The sequence below is a fragment of the Streptomyces pratensis genome, from assembly GCF_016804005.1.
Taxonomy (GTDB): Bacteria; Actinomycetota; Actinomycetes; order Streptomycetales; family Streptomycetaceae; genus Streptomyces; species Streptomyces pratensis_A.
Map to the genome: position 1 here is coordinate 63,569 of NZ_CP051486.1, position 16,085 is coordinate 79,653.

Below are 16,085 nucleotides of genomic sequence, written 5' to 3' on the forward strand. Positions count from 1 at the left end.
GGACGGTCGATCCATCCTACTTCCGACTTTCCTGACCATTCGGTGCTTATTAGGCTCAGGTCATGTCCCAGCAGGATCCGAAGGCCTCCCCCGGAGCGGCACAGCAGACGTCCGGAGGCCTGCGAGGGCTCTCCGCGGAGCTGACCGCCCGCGTTCCGCAGTTGCTGGAGGCAACGAGGTCCGTCGGCACGGGCCTCGAACTCCACTCCAGCCTGGAGCGCATCTGTGAGACCGCGGCCGAACTCGCCCACGCCCGGTATGCGGCCATCGGTGTCGTCGAACAGCCTGGTGAAAGCCTCTGCGACTTCATCACCCATGGAGTGCCCGAGGAGGTCGCCCGGGAGATCGGCCGCCCGCCGGACGGTCACACCGGTCTCCTGGGCGCCCTGATTCAGGAGGGTGTTCCCATTCGGCTGGAGGATCTGGCGGCTGATCCGCGCTTCGCCGGATTCCCGGCCGCGCATCCGACGATGCGCACTTTTCTCGGGGTGCCGATCCGGGTCCAGGGAGAGATCCTCGGCAACCTCTATGTGATGGAGAAGCACGACGGGGGAGTGTTCGGGGACGACGAACTGCACATGCTGCGCGTGCTCGCCACGGAGGCCGGTTTCGCCATCGGCCATGCGCGGACGTACGAGGCCGCCCGACAGCGTGAACAGTGGATCGACGGCTCGGTGGCCGTCACCACCGCCCTTCTCTCGGGAGGGGACGCCGACGAGGCACTCTCCGTCGTCGCCGAACAGGCGCGCCGTCTCGCCGATGCCACTGCCGGAATCGTGTTGCTTCCCGCCGCCGAGGGAGGGCTGGAGATCGTTGCCGTCGCCGGGGACCGGCCGTCCGTCTCCTTGGGAGTGATCATCCCTCCGCACAGTCCCGTGGTGGCGGCGCTTCTGAGGGGCGAGGAGGTGTTCCTGGACGACTCGGCGACCGACCCCCGCCTGATCACCAGGCTGGCCGACCAGTTCGGCCCTCACATGCTGCTTCCCCTGCGCAGTGGTGGCCGGGTGCTCGGTGCGCTCTCCATCCCACGGGCCCGGGGCGGCAGGCCGTTCACCCAGGCGGAACGGACGCTTGCCACCCACTTCGCCGCTCAGGCCGCACTGGCCCTGAAGCTTGCCGAGGCGCAGCGGGACCGGGAGAGTCTCGCCGTCTACGAGGACCGGGACCGGATCGCCAGGGACCTCCACGACCTGGTCATCCAGCGGCTGTTCGCCACCGGGATCATGCTGGAGGGCGCTCAGCGACGCTCGCCGGTGCCCGCTGTGCAGGCCGGCATCGGACGGGCCGTCGACGAACTGGATGTGACCATCCAGGAGATCCGTACCGCCATCTTCGCGCTGCAGCAGGAACCGGCCGAGGCGCCGTCGGGGCTGCGGACCCGAGTACTGCGGGAGATCAACATGGCTGCGGTGCCCCTGGGGTTCATGCCGTCGCACCGGTTCCTGGGACCTGTCGACTCACTGGTGGGGGAGCTGGCGGGCAAGAACCTCATCGCCGCTCTGCGAGAGGCACTGTCCAACACGTTCCGGCACGCGCATGCCTCGCGCGTCGATGTGAGGGTGGACGCGACCGCTGTGCTGCCCGACGGGCGGGACGCGGTACGGCTCACGGTCTCGGACGACGGGGTGGGAATCCCGGACGGCGGCCGTCGCAGCGGACTCCGCAACCTCGCCAGGCGTGCCGAGTCACTGGGCGGCGCCAGCTGGTTCGGGGCGGGGGCAGGGGACGACGCCGGCGGCACGACCGTGACCTGGCAGGTCCCGCTCTGACTACGGCGGGAGCCAGGGCTCGCGTTCCGGCGGGTACTCCGCAGGTGGTCCGGGTGTGCGCTCGGGCCAGGGCTCGCGTTCCGGCGGGTACTCCGCAGGTGGTCCGGGTGTGCGCTCCGGCCAGGTCGCGCCGCCCGTGTGGCGCCTCCGGGAGACGGCCTCAGCGTGCGGCGAGGATCCGCTCGATGACGACCGCGACGCCGTCCTCGTCGTTCGTGAGCGTGACGCCGGAAGCGGCGGCCAGGGCGGCCGGGTGGGCGTTGCCCATGGCGAACGAGGCCCCGGCCCAGCTCAGCATCTCCACATCGTTGGGCATGTCGCCGAAAGCGACCACCTCGTCCGGAGTGATCCCGCGTTCCGCGCAGCACGCGGCGAGGGTGTGGGCCTTGGAGACACCGGGCCCACTGATCTCCAGCAGCGCGGTGGGGCTGGACCGGGTGACCGAGGCGCGGTCCCCGGCGAGTTCGCGAGCAAGCGTGAGGAAGGCGTCCGGCGCCAGTTCGGGGTGGTGGGCCAGGACCTTCAGGACCGGCATGCCGGTGCCCGGTGCTTCTTCGTGGAGCAGCTTCTCCGCGACGGCGACCGTGGCACCCGGGTCCATGTGGAACGGGGGGTAGGCGGGTTCGTAGTGGATGCCGGTGGACAGTTCGACGGCGAACGACACCCCGGGTGCGGCCTCGCGCAGCACGTCGACCACGTCCAGGGCGATCGCCCGGTCCAGCGGATAGACCTTGAGCAGCCGGCCGTCGTGGAGATCGGCCACCGCTGCACCGTTCGCGCAGATCGCCATGCCGTGGCCCTGCACATGGGGGCTGACGACGTCCATCCAGCGGGCGGGCCTTCCGGTGACGAAGAAGACCTCGATTCCCGCTGCTTCGGCGGCTGCCAGAGCGGCGGTCGTCCGGTCCGACAAGGTCTTGTCGTCGCGTAGGAGAGTGCCGTCCAGATCGGTGGCGATCAGCCGTGTCACGGCAGGCAGAGGCGAGTCGGTAGCTGAGGTCACCCCGTCATTCTCCCGTACACGGTCGCACGGGCGTGCAGAGGGGCGCACATCTGAGAGAGCGCGTCGTTGAGCTGCGGAACCTGACACAGACATATGCCGACGGCCCAAGGGGATCCCTGCAGCCGGTCGGATGCGGTGCCCGTGGGGCCCGGACTGTCTCCCGTCACCGGTCGGATCCGGGAGACGAGCCGTCAGCCGAGCTGGGCCAGGGCCTCGGTGGCGATGCGTTCGAACACCTTGGTGTCGAGGGCGAAGACGGAGTCCGGCACCGGCCAATGGACGACGATCTCGGTGAATCCGAGGTCGAAGTGCGTTCCCGCGAAGTCCACGAACGCGTCGAAGGACTGCAGTGGGCTGCCGGGCGTGAAACCGGTGAGGAGGATCTTGTCCAGCTCGGAGACGTTCCGGCCGGCCTCCTCGCAGGCCGCGCCGAGCCGGTTGATCTGGCCGCGAACGGCTGCCACGGACTGTTCAGGGGTGCCGGCCTCGAACAGCTTCGGATCGCCCGTGGTCACCCAGGCCTGGCCGTACTGTGCGGCGAGCTTCAGTCCGCGCGGGCCGGTGGCGGCGACCGCGAACGGCAGTCGTGGGCGCTGGACACAGCCCGGGATGTTGCGGGCCTCGTTCGCGGCGTAGAACCGGCCTTCCTGCGTCACCGAGGGCTCGCGGAGCAGCCGGTCGAGCAGTGGGACGAACTCGTCGAAATGGTCGGCACGTTCGCGAGGCGTCCACGGCTCCTCGTCGACCGCACGCAGTGTCGTGGCGTCGAAGCCGCTGCCGCCGGCGCCGATGCCGAGCGTGATCCGTCCGTCGGAGACGTCGTCCAGTGTGATGAGGTCCTTGGCGAGCGTCACCGGGTGCCGGAAGTTCGGTGAGGTGACCAGGGTGCCCAGGCGCAGCCGGTCGGTGGCTGCGGCGGCAGCCGTCAGGGTCGGGACGGCACCGAACCACGGTCCGTCGCGGAAGGTCCGCCAGGCCAGATGGTCGTAGGTGTACGCGGCGTGGAAGCCCAGTTCCTCGGCGCGCACCCACAACGGCCGGCCGCCGTCATGCCAGCGGCGGATGGGCAGGATCACGGTGCTCAGTCGGCGGGAGGAGGTCATGACCACGACTCTACGGCGATGCCTCCACCGGCTCGCCGTCCGCCGGAAGCGGGGGCCGCGGGAGGAACACTGCGGGGGCGGGTGGCAGTGCTTGCCGGGGAGTGGGGCCGGGGCGACGCTGGAGGAGGGCCGGGTCGGGTCCGACCGCGTGTGGGCGCGGCACGGGGGCGGTCCGCCGGAAGGAACGAGTGGTCATGAGGATGCTGCTCACCGCGCAGATGGACACCGAGAAGGCCAACTGATCGGTGTCCGACGGGACCATGCCCAAGATCATCGAAGAGGTCATCGAGCAGCTCAGGCCCGAAGCGTCGTACTTCACCATCCAGAACGGTCATCGCACCTGTCTGATGGTCTACGGCATGCGGGAGGCCGCCCAGATGCCGCCGCTCATGGAGCCCTTGTTCCAGGCAGGTTGCAGGATCAGCCTTCAGCCCGTCATGAACCTCGACGACCTGCGCGCGGGCCTCGGAGGCAGGGAGCGCTGACCGGTGGGTCCACGTCATTCACGCAGGCGCAGGAACTCCGGCGGGACGGAGTCCGTGAGCCATACCCCGTTGGCGCTGACGTGGAAGAGGTGGCCCGCCCGGTGCATGGCACCCGCGTCCACGGCGAGGACGACCGGTGTGCCGCGCCGGGCACCGACACGGACAGCCGTCTCGCGGTCGGGCGAGAGATGCACATGGTGGCGGTTCATTGGCCGCAGCCCGTCGGCGCGGATGGCGTCGAGCGCGGGTCCGACAGTGCCGTGATAGAGGTACGCGGGCGGTTCGGCCGGGGGAAGGCCGAGATCGACGGTGACGGAGTGCCCCTGGTTCGCCCGGATGCGATCGCCCTCCACCGTGAAGCGCTGCTTGTCACTCATCGCGACGACGTGGTCGAGTTCGTCCCGGGTGAGGGCGAAGCCATGCCGGACGCAGGCCTCCAGCAGTTCGTCGACGGCTACCCAGCCTTGAGGGTCAAGGCTGATCCCGATTCGGTCGGGTTCGTGCCGCAGATGCTTCGACAGGTACTTGGACACCTTGACGGTGCGTCTCTCGTCCATCCCGCCAGAATGCCCGCGCGGCGTTTCCCGGTGCACCTCGATTTCATCCGACGTTCGTGGCATCAGTTGCCGGCATCAGGTTTGATCCACAGCCAACTCGCCTTATCCACAGCAAATTTGGCCTGCCTGTGGACAAGTGCCGTGTTGTTTGGGTTAGTTGTTCAACTATGTTCATATATAGATTGATTGGACCGCTATGTACGCTGCGTCTCGGTTAACTCCGCTTGATGCAAAGCGGGGTGACGAAATGCGTCCCACACGCCGCTAGTTGGACGAAGCGCGGCGGGAGCCCACGGCAACCGAGATGCGCTATGCGTTCGTTGGAGTGGCCCCGCCTCCACCTCGTTCAGGCGGCTAGAGAGGCGGCTTCACCCGGGCGATGCGGCGCAGTATGCGGGGCTGATGCGTGACAGCAGCCGTGCGCCGCGGGCCTCCGGTGTCACCGGTACCACTGCCCGGTTGTGCACCACGGCCTCGAGAATCGCTGAAGCAACCTTCGAAGCCGGGTAGTTTCGCCGGGCGTACAGCTGCGCCGCGCGTTTACGGAGGCGCTCCTCCTCCGCCTCGTCGACCCCGGCGAAGTGCGCAGTCCCCGTGATGCCGGTGTCGATGAAGCCCGGGCATATCGCGCTGACCCCGATCGACCGTTCGGCCAGTTCCGCCCGCAGGCATTCGCTGAACATCAGCACCGCCGCCTTGGACGTGCTGTAGGCAGGCAGTGCGCGGGACGGCTGATACGCCGCTGCCGAGGCGACGTTGACGATGTGGCCGCCCTGTCCTCGGTCGGCCATCTGCTTGCCGAAGATCCGACAGCCGTGGATGACGCCCCACAGATTCACGTCGAGGACGTTCCGCCAGTCCTCGCTCGTCGTCTCGAGGAAGGAGCCCGACAGTCCGATCCCTGCGTTGTTCACCAGGACGTCCGGGACCCCGAGTTCGGCCGCAACTCTCTCCCCGAGCTTCTCCATCGCCTGTTCGTCACCGACATCCACCACTTCGCCCCACGCGACGGGGGCGCCGAGTGACCGAGCGCTCTCCGCTGTCCGGGCCACACCCTGCGCGTCCCGGTCCACAGCCACCACCCGCGCGCCCGCCTCGGCGAACGACAGCGCTGTGGCACGCCCGATGCCCGAGGCCGCCCCGGTCACAAGGACCAACTGCCCACTGAAACGGTCCGCGTGGGCGCCGGTGGGCGCCGTGTCCGGCGCGTCGGAGGCAGTCGAATCGCCCTGGCCGCCGGCCTCCACACGGTCGGTGAACTCCCCGATCCAGACCGCCAGCTGATCCGGCCGGGTGCGTGGAATCCAGTGCTTCGCCGACAACGTACGACGCACCAACTGTGGGACCCACGACTCCAGTTCGTCGAAGAGTGAGGGCGAGAGGAAGGTGTCACCGGTTGGAGTGATCAGTTGGACGGGGACGTGCGCGTGCGCGTCGGATCGCGGACGGCGCAGCCGCGAACGGACATTGTCGCGGTACAGCCAGGCCCCGTGAGCCGCGTCCCGTGGGAGCGTCGCCGTCGGGTACCCGTCCGAGGACACTCCCTCCATCTGCCGGAGGATCCGTGGCCACTGCCTGCCCAGTACCCCGCGCCAGGCCATCTCCGGCAGAACCGGCGTGTGCAGCGCGTACACGTACCAGGACTTGGCGCCCTGGCCGAGCAACTGCCCCACACGACGGGGGCTCGGCCGGGACATCCGGCCCTTGATCCAGTGTCCGAAGTGGTCGAGGGACGGGCCGGACATCGAGGTGAACGACGCTATCCGGCCCTTGGTCCGCTCCACCGTCGCGAATTCCCATGACTGGACCGAACCCCAGTCATGGCCGACCACATGAACCGGCCGGTCCGGGCTCACGGCATCCACGACAGCCAGGAAGTCATCGGTGAGCTTCTCCAGCGTGAAGCCGCCGCGCAGCGGTGCGGGCGCCGTCGACCTGCCGTGTCCCCTCACGTCGTAGAGGACCACGTGCCGGTGCTCCGCCAGCCGTCCCGCGACTTCGGACCAGACCTCCTTGCTGTCCGGATAGCCGTGCACCAGCACGATCGTCGGCTGTGAGGGATCGCCCAACTCGGCGACACACAACTCGATCCCGCCCGTACGCACCCAGCGCTCTCGCGCGCCTCGCAGATCCACGCAGCCTCCTCGTCCGGTGCCGACGTCGCGGTACGCGTCCGTAACGTGACACCGCTGAATGTGGCAACCGACGGACGATCGCGTCAAGGGATGCCCCGGACCTGTGGACAACGCCCTGTGGACAGACCGGCACCGTGTGCGCCGTGGACGACTGCCCCACGGACAGCAGGGGCTTCGCCTCCCCTCTCCCACCAGGTGCCCTGCTCCCGGGCGTCGGCCGGGGCGATGCCCTGGGACTCAGGAACCCCTGGGTTCAGGACCCCCGGGTTCAGGACCCCCGGGTTCGGGACCTCGGACTCGGAGCCGCCCGGACTCAGGACCCCTGAGGGAGGACCCCGGACTCAGGGCCGCCCGGGCCCGTAGCCCCGGACTCAGGACCCAGGGCTGCGGTCTCCTCCCCCGTGGGGTCCCCCTACGGGGCCGTACGACTGGAGTCTGACGCGGATACAGCCGCCTGGTCTGACGACTCCTGTGGCGCCTGCCACTACCTTCGAACACGTGACTGTGATCGCAACCGAAAGCCTGAGCAAGCGGTTCCCGAGGGTGACCGCGCTTGACCGGCTCTCCTTGGACATCGGACCGGGCGTAACCGGCCTGGTGGGTTCCAACGGAGCCGGCAAGTCCACACTGATCAAGATCCTGCTGGGTCTGTCCCCTGCCACCGAAGGCCGGGCCGCGGTGCTCGGGCTGGACGTCGCCACCGAGGGCGCCGCCATCCGGGAGCGGGTCGGATACATGCCCGAGCACGACTGCCTGCCTCCCGATGTCTCGGCGACCGAGTTCGTCGTCCACATGGCGCGGATGTCCGGGCTGCCGCCCACCGCTGCGCGGGAGCGGACCGCGGACACCCTGCGCCACGTGGGCCTGTACGAGGAGCGGTACCGTCCCATCGGTGGCTACTCGACCGGTATGAAGCAGCGGGTGAAGCTGGCCCAGGCGCTGGTCCATGACCCGAAGCTGGTCCTTCTCGACGAGCCGACCAACGGCCTGGACCCCGTCGGCCGGGACGAGATGCTCGGACTGATCCGCCGTGTGCACAGCGACTTCGGCATCTCGGTGCTGGTCACCTCGCACCTCCTCGGAGAGCTCGAGCGGACCTGCGACCACGTCGTCGTCATCGACGGCGGCGCACTGCTGCGTTCCAGCTCCACCAGCGACTTCACCAGGATCACCACGACGCTGGCGGTCGAAGTCACCGACAGCGACACCCACCCGGACGGGACGGACGCGCTGCGTCAGGTCCTCACCGGTGCCGGGATCAAGCTCATCGGGCACGACGGCCTCGACGCCGAAGGCCTGCCGGGCGCCGGCCACATCCTGCTGGTGGAGGCCACCGGCGAGGAGACGTACGACGTGGTCCGCGACAGTGTCGCCGGCCTCGGGCTGGGTCTCATCCGGATGGAACAGAGGCGCCACCACATCGCCGAGGTCTTCCGCACAGAAGAGGCACCGCGGGCGGCCGAGGCCGCGACAGCGGGTGCCGGAGAGCAGAAGGGGAGCGGTCGCGATGAGCACTGAGACCGGGACCGCGGCCGGGAGCGACACGTCCCGGATCCACAACATCGGATACCGCTCCTACGAGGGAGCCCGTCTCGGCCGGTCCTATGCCCGCCGTTCGCTGTACTCGCAGTCCCTGCGGGGCTCGTTCGGGCTGGGCAGGTCCGCGAAGTCCAAGGTGCTGCCGATGCTTCTGTGCGGGGTGATGTGCCTGGTGGCGCTGATCCTCGTCGCGGTCGCCATCGCCGCGCCCGGCATGACGAAGCTCCCCATCGCCTACACGGACTTCGCGATCTATCTGCAGGCAGTGATCGGGCTCTTCATCGCCTCACAAGCTCCGCAGTCCGTGTCGAGGGACCTCCGCTTCAAGAGCGTGCCCCTGTATTTCTCACGGCCGATCGAGCGCGTGGACTACGTGCTGGCCAAGTTCGCCGCCATGGCCTCGGCACTGCTCATCCTCACCGGGCTCCCCGTCGTCATCCTCTACGTGGGTGCGCTGCTCGCCGAGTTCGACTTCGCCGATCAGACCAAGGGCTTCGGACAGGGGATGGTCTCGGTGGCGCTGCTCTCCGTGCTGTTCGCCGGGCTCGGACTGGTCGTCGCCGCGCTGACACCGCGCCGTGGCTTCGGGGTCGCCGCCGTCATCGCCGTACTGACCATCACCTACGGTGCGGTCTCCACGGTCCAGGCGATCGCCTGGGAGACGGACTCGGCCGGTGCCGTCACCTGGCTGGGGCTCTTCTCGCCCATCACGCTGATCGACGGAGTGCAGACCGCGTTCCTCGGCGCCGACTCCGCTTTCCCCGGCGGTGAGGGGCCCGGAGCCGCCGCCGGTGTGGTCTATCTGATCGTTGTACTCGCGCTCGTCGCCGGCTCGTACGCCGTACTGATGCGCCGCTACCGGAGGGTCGGGCTGTGACCACCATCGAGATCGACCACACCTCGCGCTGGTTCGGCAATGTGGTCGCCGTCAACGACGTGAGCATGACCGTGGGCCCCGGAGTGACCGGGCTGCTCGGCCCCAACGGAGCCGGGAAGTCCACACTGATCAACATGATGGCGGGGTTCCTCGCGCCCTCGACCGGCGCGGTGACGCTCGACGGCACACAGATCTGGCGCAACGAGGCGGTCTACAAGGCGATCGGGATCGTTCCGGAGCGGGAAGGCATGTACGACTTCCTGACCGGCCGCGAGTTCGTCGTCGCCAATGCCGAGCTGCACGGCCTGGGCGACGCGGCCGCGCACAAGGCGCTGGCCACGGTCGAGATGGAGTACGCGCAGGACCGGAAGATCTCGACCTACAGCAAGGGCATGCGCCAGCGCGTGAAGATGGCGTCCGCGCTCGTCCACGATCCCTCGGTGCTCCTCCTCGACGAGCCGTTCAACGGAATGGACCCGCGGCAGCGGATGCAGCTGATGGAGCTGTTGCGGCGGATGGGCGCGGAGGGCCGCACGGTGCTCTTCTCCTCCCACATCCTCGAGGAGGTCGAGCAGCTCGCCTCGCACATCGAGGTGATCGTGGCCGGCCGCCATGCCGCCTCCGGCGACTTCCGGAAGATCCGCCGGCTGATGACCGACAGGCCGCACCGCTATCTCGTCCGCTCCAGCGACGACCGGGCACTCGCGGCCGCGCTCATCGCGGACCCCTCGACGGCGGGGATCGAGGTCGACGTGACGGAGAAGGCCCTGCGGATCCAGGCGGTCGACTTCGGGCGGTTCACGACGCTGCTGCCGAAGGTCGCGCGCGAGAACGGCATCCGGCTGCTCACCGTGTCCCCGTCCGACGAGTCCCTCGAATCGGTCTTTTCCTATCTCGTAGCGGCCTGAGTAGTGGCCTGAAAGGAGCTGTGAAGCGTCATGTACGACCCCACAGTCGCCCGGCTCACCTACCGGGCCCTGCTCGGCCGGCGCCGGGCCGCCATCCTGTTCGTCCTGCCGGTCCTGCTGGTGGCCATCGCCGTGGCGGTACGAGCGTTCGCCGGGGCCGATGACGGTGTCGCCTCCGGAGTGCTGGGCGGCTTCGCCATCGCCACGATGGTTCCGCTCATCGGCGTGATCGCGGGCACCGGCGCCATCGGGCCGGAGATCGACGACGGATCGATCGTCTACCTGCTGGCCAAGCCGGTGAAGCGACCCACGATCATCTTCACCAAACTCATCGTCGCCATCGCCGTGACGATGCTGTTCTCGGCGCTGCCCACATTCGTCGCGGGCCTGATCCTCAACGGCAACGGCGGGCAGATCGCCGTGGCGTACACGATCGCGGCACTGGTCGCCTCGATCGCGTACAGCGCGCTGTTCCTGCTGCTCGGTACGGTCAGCCGGCACGCGGTGGTCTTCGGCCTGGTGTACGCGCTGGTGTGGGAGGCACTCTTCGGCAGCCTCGTGCCCGGGGCCAGGACCCTCAGTGTGCAGCAGTGGTCCCTCTCGGTCGCGGAGAAGGTCGCAGGGGACGGAGTGGTCACCTCGGACGTGGGCCTGCCGCTCGCGACCGTCCTGCTGGTCGGCGTCACGGTCGCAGCGACCTGGTACGCGGGTCAGAAGCTGAGGGCGCTGAAGCTCGCCGGCGAGGAGTGAGACCGGAACCCGTGCAACCCCCGCCCCTCTTGGGCGGGGGTTGTTCCATGTGCGCGAGCGGACCACGTGACTGTACGGTTATCGGCTCGTTGTGCAGGGCGCGTGGAGGCAACTGGAATCCGTGGCGTCGAGCTTTCGTGAATGCGGGGAATGCCGGCAGCGGTGAGGCGAGCGCCCACCCGGCCGGTCATCGAGTAGTGGCAACCATGAGCGACCTCCGCCCTCGCAGCCCGGGGACAGGGCTCTCCTTGCCGTTCCCACGCACGAGAGGCACACCCATGCCCACGGAAGTCGCCCTGCTCGAATCCCAAGCCCTCCGGGTCGAGCAGATGGGGCGCGTCGAAGTCCTCGACAAGGTGAAAAGCCTTGTCATGCTCCCTGATGGAATTCACCTTCGCGCGGAGGAGGTGGCTTGCTACTTCGAAGTATCCACAACCTCTGTCAGGAGGCTGACGGACCGGCATCAGAAGGAGTTGGTCAGCAACGGCATGAGGGTGCTGCGGGGCGCTGAGCTGCAGTCCTTCCATAGCGACATGGTGTCGCTATGGAAGGGTGAGGGGCCGGGAAGTTATCCACAGGCAGCCACGCAGCTCCGGCTCTACACCCGCCGGACCGTGCTCAACGTCGCCATGCTTCTTCGCGACAGCGACATCGCGCGCAGCGTCCGGACTCATCTGCTCGACGCGGAGGAGGACCTCAGGGCCTCCTATGTCTCACTCGACCGGCGCGTCACCCGCATCGAGGGCTGCCTCGCCGACGTGGGTAGCGCTCTCCAGGAGCTCGGTCCAGTGCTCGGCCGGATGTCGCAGCGGCTCGACTCCCTCGACCGGAAGCTCGATGTGACCCATCAGGTCGTCGGTGCGATCAGCATCCGGCTCACCGATGTCTCGCACGACGTCATCCGGCTCGATGCCCGCATGGATGAACTCGCCCACCGGCTGAGGGATCTGGGCCGCCGCAGGAGCGGCTGACGTACGTCCGGGGGCCACCCGAAAATGGGTGGCCCCCGGACTCCGGTCTCCTGCACAGTGAGGGGGACGGCGCGGGAGGGCGCCGTCCCTGCAGACCGGGAGAGGACCGCGGCGATGACCAGGAGTCCGAGTCCGTCGTGTTCCCGACAGGGTGGTCCGCAGCCGGCACCGCGGTAGCTTCATCAGCTGCCCGCGTGGCGGCCCGCGGCAGGACCCCGGGTGGCCTTTCGCGCGCGACGCGCGGCCACCCCCCCCCGGAGGATTGGCCGAGTGGTAAGGCAGCGGCTTGCTAAGCCGTCGTCGGGGCACGACCCCGCGCGCGTTCGATCCGCGCATCCTCCGCCGGAGCTGGAGACCCTAGGCGCGCGTTGCCGTCCGGAGCAGCTCCTCCAGCACCACCGCGATGCCGTCGTGCTCGTTCGACGCGGTGATCTCGTGCGCCACGGCCTTCAGCTCGTCGTGCGCGTTGGCCATGGCGACGCCGTGCTGCGCCCAGCCGAACATGGGGATGTCGTTCGGCATGTCACCGAACGCGAGCGTGTCCGACGCCTTGAGCCCCAGACGGCGCGCGGCGAGCGAGAGTCCGGTCGCCTTGCTGAGCCCCAGGGGCAGGATCTCCACGACACCAGGACCTGCCATGACCACGTTCACCAGGCTTCCGACGGCCTGCCGAGCGGCCTGCGTCAGTGCGTCGTCGTCGAGCTCGGGGTGCTGTATGTAGACCTTGTTCAGCGGAGCGGTCCACATCTCGGCGGGGTCGTTCATGTAGAGGGCGGGAAGCGGTCCCTCGTGCACCCGGTAACCGGGCCCGACCAGCACCTCGCCCTCGAGTCCGTCACGGCTCGCCGCCAGTGCCAGCGGACCTACCTCCGCCTCGATCTTGGACAGCGCGAGCCCGGCGAGCTGCCGGTCGAGGGTGAGGGAGGTCAGCAGCCTGTGCTCGCCGGCGTGGTAGACCTGCGCACCCTGACCGCACACGGCGAGACCCTCGTAGCCCAGATCGTCCAGGATGTGCCGGGTCCACGGCACCGCGCGCCCGGTGACGACGATGTGCGCGGCGCCGGCCGCGGTGACCGCGGCCAGCGCCTCCCGGGTGCGTTCCGAGACGGTGTGGTCGTCGCGCAGCAGGGTGCCGTCGAGATCGGTCGCGACGAGCTTGTAGGAGAAGGTCACTTGGAGACCGGCTCCAGCAGCTCGCGTCCGCCCAGATACGGACGGAGCATCTCGGGCACGCGCACCGAGCCGTCGGGCAGCTGGTGGTTCTCCAGGATCGCCACGATCGTGCGGGGTACGGCGCAGAGCGTGCCGTTCAGCGTGGCCAGCGGCTGGACCTTCTTCCCGTCGCGCATGCGGACGGAGAGCCGGCGCGCCTGGAAGCCGTCGCAGTTCGAGGCGGAGGTCAGCTCGCGGTACTTGCCCTGGGTCGGGATCCACGCCTCGCAGTCGAACTTCCGCGAGGCCGAGGCCCCCAGGTCACCGGTGGCGACATCGATCACCTGGAACGGAAGCTCGAGGCCGGTGAGCCACTGCTTCTCCCAGTCCAGGAGCCTGCGGTGCTCGGCCTCGGCGTCCGCCGGGTCGACGTACGAGAACATCTCGACCTTGTCGAACTGGTGGACGCGGAAGATGCCCCGGGTGTCCTTGCCGTACGTACCCGCCTCGCGGCGGAAGCAGGGCGAATAGCCTGCGTACCGCAGGGGCAGCTTGTCGGCGTCGATGATCTCGTCCATGTGGTACGCCGCGAGGGGAACCTCCGACGTGCCGACCAGGTAGTAGTCGTCCTTCTCCAGGTGGTACACGTTCTCCGCGGCCTGGCCGAGGAAACCCGTGCCCTCCATGGCGCGCGGGCGGACCAGCGCGGGGGTCAGCATGGGGACGAAGCCGGCTTCGGTGGCCTGCGCGATCGCGGCGTTGACCAGGGCAAGCTCGAGCAGCGCACCGATGCCGGTCAGGTAGTAGAAGCGCGATCCGGACACCTTGGCGCCGCGCTCCATGTCGATGGCGCCCAGGGCCTCGCCGAGCTCCAGGTGGTCCTTGGGCTCAAAGCCCTCCGCACCGAAGTCACGGATCGTGCCGTGCGTCTCCAGGACGACGAAGTCCTCCTCGCCGCCGACCGGCACGTCCTCGTGGACGATGTTGCCGAGCAGCAGGAGCAGCCGCTTGGCCTCGGCATCTGCCTCGTCCTGCGCGGCGTCCGCCGCCTTGACGCCGGTCTTCAGCTGCTCGGCCTTCTTGAGGAGCTCGGCGCGCTCCTCGGGGGTGGCCTTCGGGATCAGCTTCCCGAGCGACTTCTGCTCGGAGCGGAGTTCGTCGAAGCGCACGCCGGACGACCTGCGCAGCTCGTCGGCGGAGAGCAGGGCGTCGACGAGCGCGACGTCCTCTCCACGGGCGCGCTGGGAGGCGCGAACACGGTCGGGGTCCTCACGGAGCAGGCGAAGGTCAATCACCCCTCAAGGCTACCGGTGCGAGGATCCGCCACTCGAACCGATATCGACGAGCGTGGCGCTTTGCCCGAATTGCCGGGATCGATAAGGTCGGGGAGAATCGCGGACCTGGCAGAAGCGGGGGCCGTCAGGGAAAAGGTCCCATTGCCCCGAAAGGCGAGTGCGTGCGCCTGTCTTTTGACGCATCGCCGGTGCGTGTGCGCCGAGTTGGAGGGGCGGGGCGGCTGCGTTGTCCACAGGCTTCCGTGGATGGAATTAGTTATCCACAGGCTGTGAAGAAGATCTGTGGATGCCGGAAGGGATCGTTCCGAAAGCGGCATGACGGGCAGGGATTCGCAACTCAAACCCGACCTGCGTGCTCATTCGGGTGGGTATTCCTAGATCCAATGAGTTGATCAACGGAATTGGAGTGACGCGGGGTGGGGTGTGCCCGCGTGGGGGATCCAGGGATGATGGGGCGATTTGTCGACCATGTCGTATTGCGGTGTCGACTTGTCCCCAGGCTCCGGGGAGCCCTGTGGATAACTTTGTGTGCGGAATGAAAATCTGCGGGTAAGGCCGGCTGGCGGCGTGATCGGCCTTCCCCGCAGGCTTCAGACCCGGCCGTCCTGGCTGCGGGCCAGCCAGTCGGACGCCTCGGTGAAGTCCCTGTCCGACGTTCCGATGCGCAGAGGGCTGACCTCTTCGGGTGTCACCCCGGCGCGCGGATACGAACCGAGGAACCGCACGTTCGGGCAGATCCGCTTCAGCCCCATCAGTGCTTCGCCTACGCGGCGATCCGCGATGTGCCCCTCCGCGTCCACGGCGAAGCAGTAGTTCCCGATGCCCTCTCCGGTGGGCCGGGACTGGATCAGCATCAGGTTGACCCCGCGGACGGCGAATTCCTGCAGTAGTTCGAGGAGCGCACCCGGATGGTCGTCGCCGAGCCAGATGACCACAGAGGTCTTGTCGGCTCCTGTGGGCGCGGACGGCCGGGCCGGACGTCCGACCAGCACGAAGCGGGTCTGGGCGTTCTCCGCATCGTGGATCTCCGTCACCAGCGGCTCCAGCCCGTAGGTCGCCGCGGCGAACTCGCCGGCGAAGGCGGCGTCGTAGCGCCCCTCCTGGACCAGCCGGGCACCATCGGCGTTAGAGGCCGCCGACTCCCACAACGCGTTGGGCAGGTTGGCCGCCATCCAGTTGCGCACCTGGGGCTGCGCCGCCGGGTGCGCGGTGACGGTCTTGATGTCCGTCAGTTTCGTACCGGGACGCACCAACAGGGCGAAGGTGATGGAGAGCAGAACCTCGCGGTAGATCATCAGGGGGGCGCCCGTTGTCAGCTCGTCGAGCGTCGCGCTGATCCCGCCCTCCACGGAGTTCTCGATGGGGACGAGTGCTGCCGCCGCCTCCCCGCCACGCACCGCGTCCAGCGCGGCCGGCACCGAGACCATCGGAACGAGTTCGCGGGTGGCGGCTTCGGGGAGGGTACGGAGGGCCACCTCGGTGAAGGTGCCTTCGGGGCCGAGGTAGGCGTAGCGCGTGGCTGACATACGGTCACCCTAATG

Annotated in this window: 13 protein-coding genes, 1 tRNA gene and 1 pseudogene; 8 read left to right on the forward strand and 7 right to left on the reverse strand. The window is 68.6% G+C overall.

Annotated features, from left to right (window positions below; genetic code table 11):
• The first annotated feature begins 62 nt into the window (after nucleotides 1-62).
• Nucleotides 63-1,769 carry a GAF domain-containing protein gene (locus HED23_RS00300; protein WP_203181461.1) on the forward strand — a complete coding sequence of 569 codons (1,707 nt, stop codon included), beginning with the start codon at nucleotides 63-65 and terminating at the stop codon, nucleotides 1,767-1,769.
• A gap of 160 nt (nucleotides 1,770-1,929) precedes the next feature.
• Here HED23_RS00300 and HED23_RS00305 read toward each other — a convergent pair whose 3' ends face one another.
• On the reverse strand, nucleotides 1,930-2,772 hold the full coding sequence (locus HED23_RS00305; RefSeq protein WP_203181462.1) for a Cof-type HAD-IIB family hydrolase: 843 nt from the start codon (nucleotides 2,770-2,772) through the stop codon (nucleotides 1,930-1,932).
• Between the two features lie 191 nt (nucleotides 2,773-2,963).
• Entirely contained in the window at nucleotides 2,964-3,875 is a 912-nt protein-coding gene (locus HED23_RS00310) for an LLM class flavin-dependent oxidoreductase (protein WP_203181463.1), read from the reverse strand.
• A 260-nt stretch (nucleotides 3,876-4,135) separates the two neighbouring features.
• On the opposite strand from HED23_RS00310, the gene HED23_RS00315 reads away from it, so the two are divergent.
• Nucleotides 4,136-4,360 carry a hypothetical protein gene (locus HED23_RS00315; protein ID WP_238441796.1) on the forward strand — a complete coding sequence of 75 codons (225 nt, stop codon included), beginning with the start codon at nucleotides 4,136-4,138 and terminating at the stop codon, nucleotides 4,358-4,360.
• A gap of 14 nt (nucleotides 4,361-4,374) precedes the next feature.
• Here HED23_RS00315 and HED23_RS00320 read toward each other — a convergent pair whose 3' ends face one another.
• Together HED23_RS00320 and HED23_RS00325 are read right to left on the reverse strand one after the other, a co-directional pair.
• Nucleotides 4,375-4,917, reverse strand: a complete 543-nt coding sequence (locus tag HED23_RS00320) for an RNA 2'-phosphotransferase (protein ID WP_203181464.1) — start codon at nucleotides 4,915-4,917, stop codon at nucleotides 4,375-4,377.
• Nucleotides 4,918-5,271: 354 nt separating this feature from the next.
• Nucleotides 5,272-7,052: pseudogene (locus tag HED23_RS00325) on the reverse strand (SDR family oxidoreductase).
• 504 nt (nucleotides 7,053-7,556) lie between these two features.
• On the opposite strand from HED23_RS00325, the gene HED23_RS00330 reads away from it, so the two are divergent.
• The 6 genes from HED23_RS00330 (at nucleotide 7,557) to HED23_RS00355 (ending at nucleotide 12,439) form a co-directional block, all read left to right on the forward strand.
• A complete protein-coding gene (locus HED23_RS00330; RefSeq protein ID WP_203187292.1) occupies nucleotides 7,557-8,570 on the forward strand; it encodes an ABC transporter ATP-binding protein in 1,014 nt (337 codons plus the stop codon).
• A complete protein-coding gene (locus HED23_RS00335; RefSeq protein WP_203181465.1) occupies nucleotides 8,560-9,468 on the forward strand; it encodes an ABC transporter permease in 909 nt (302 codons plus the stop codon). The genes HED23_RS00330 and HED23_RS00335 overlap by 11 nt, the downstream gene beginning before the upstream one ends.
• Complete coding sequence (locus HED23_RS00340; RefSeq protein WP_203181466.1) at nucleotides 9,465-10,376, forward strand: ABC transporter ATP-binding protein; 912 nt, start codon at nucleotides 9,465-9,467, stop codon at nucleotides 10,374-10,376. The genes HED23_RS00335 and HED23_RS00340 overlap by 4 nt, the downstream gene beginning before the upstream one ends.
• Nucleotides 10,377-10,406: 30 nt before the next feature.
• Nucleotides 10,407-11,126, forward strand: coding sequence for an ABC transporter permease (locus HED23_RS00345; RefSeq protein WP_203181467.1), 720 nt, complete (start codon nucleotides 10,407-10,409; stop codon nucleotides 11,124-11,126).
• Nucleotides 11,127-11,404: 278 nt separating this feature from the next.
• The gene (locus tag HED23_RS00350; protein ID WP_203181468.1) at nucleotides 11,405-12,097 is read left to right on the forward strand and encodes a hypothetical protein; all 693 of its coding nucleotides are present in this window, start codon (nucleotides 11,405-11,407) and stop codon (nucleotides 12,095-12,097) included.
• 256 nt (nucleotides 12,098-12,353) lie between these two features.
• Nucleotides 12,354-12,439: transfer RNA gene (locus HED23_RS00355), tRNA-Ser, on the forward strand.
• 15 nt (nucleotides 12,440-12,454) lie between these two features.
• Here HED23_RS00355 and HED23_RS00360 read toward each other — a convergent pair.
• The 3 genes from HED23_RS00360 to pheA form a co-directional block, all read right to left on the reverse strand.
• Nucleotides 12,455-13,270, reverse strand: a complete 816-nt coding sequence (locus tag HED23_RS00360) for an HAD family hydrolase (RefSeq protein WP_203181469.1) — start codon at nucleotides 13,268-13,270, stop codon at nucleotides 12,455-12,457.
• Nucleotides 13,267-14,544: a serine--tRNA ligase gene (gene serS / locus HED23_RS00365; RefSeq protein WP_203181470.1), complete on the reverse strand. Its 1,278-nt coding sequence runs from the start codon at nucleotides 14,542-14,544 to the stop codon at nucleotides 13,267-13,269. Before serS ends, HED23_RS00360 begins: the two co-directional genes overlap by 4 nt.
• 590 nt (nucleotides 14,545-15,134) lie before the next feature.
• Nucleotides 15,135-16,070, reverse strand: coding sequence for a prephenate dehydratase (gene pheA, locus HED23_RS00370; protein WP_203181471.1), 936 nt, complete (start codon nucleotides 16,068-16,070; stop codon nucleotides 15,135-15,137).
• Nucleotides 16,071-16,085 lie beyond the last annotated feature (15 nt).

Excerpts from the sequence above, each read along its gene's own strand:
- HED23_RS00300 (WP_203181461.1), top strand. The coding sequence starts at position 63 with ATGTCCCAGCAGGATCCGAAGGCCTCCCCCGGAGCGGCACAGCAGACG.
- HED23_RS00310 (WP_203181463.1), bottom strand. The coding sequence starts at position 3,875 with ATGACCTCCTCCCGCCGACTGAGCACCGTGATCCTGCCCATCCGCCGC.
- HED23_RS00315 (WP_238441796.1), top strand. The coding sequence starts at position 4,136 with ATGCCCAAGATCATCGAAGAGGTCATCGAGCAGCTCAGGCCCGAAGCG.
- HED23_RS00320 (WP_203181464.1), bottom strand. The coding sequence starts at position 4,917 with ATGGACGAGAGACGCACCGTCAAGGTGTCCAAGTACCTGTCGAAGCAT.
- HED23_RS00335 (WP_203181465.1), top strand. The coding sequence starts at position 8,560 with ATGAGCACTGAGACCGGGACCGCGGCCGGGAGCGACACGTCCCGGATC.
- HED23_RS00345 (WP_203181467.1), top strand. The coding sequence starts at position 10,407 with ATGTACGACCCCACAGTCGCCCGGCTCACCTACCGGGCCCTGCTCGGC.
- HED23_RS00350 (WP_203181468.1), top strand. The coding sequence starts at position 11,405 with ATGCCCACGGAAGTCGCCCTGCTCGAATCCCAAGCCCTCCGGGTCGAG.
- pheA (WP_203181471.1), bottom strand. The coding sequence starts at position 16,070 with ATGTCAGCCACGCGCTACGCCTACCTCGGCCCCGAAGGCACCTTCACC.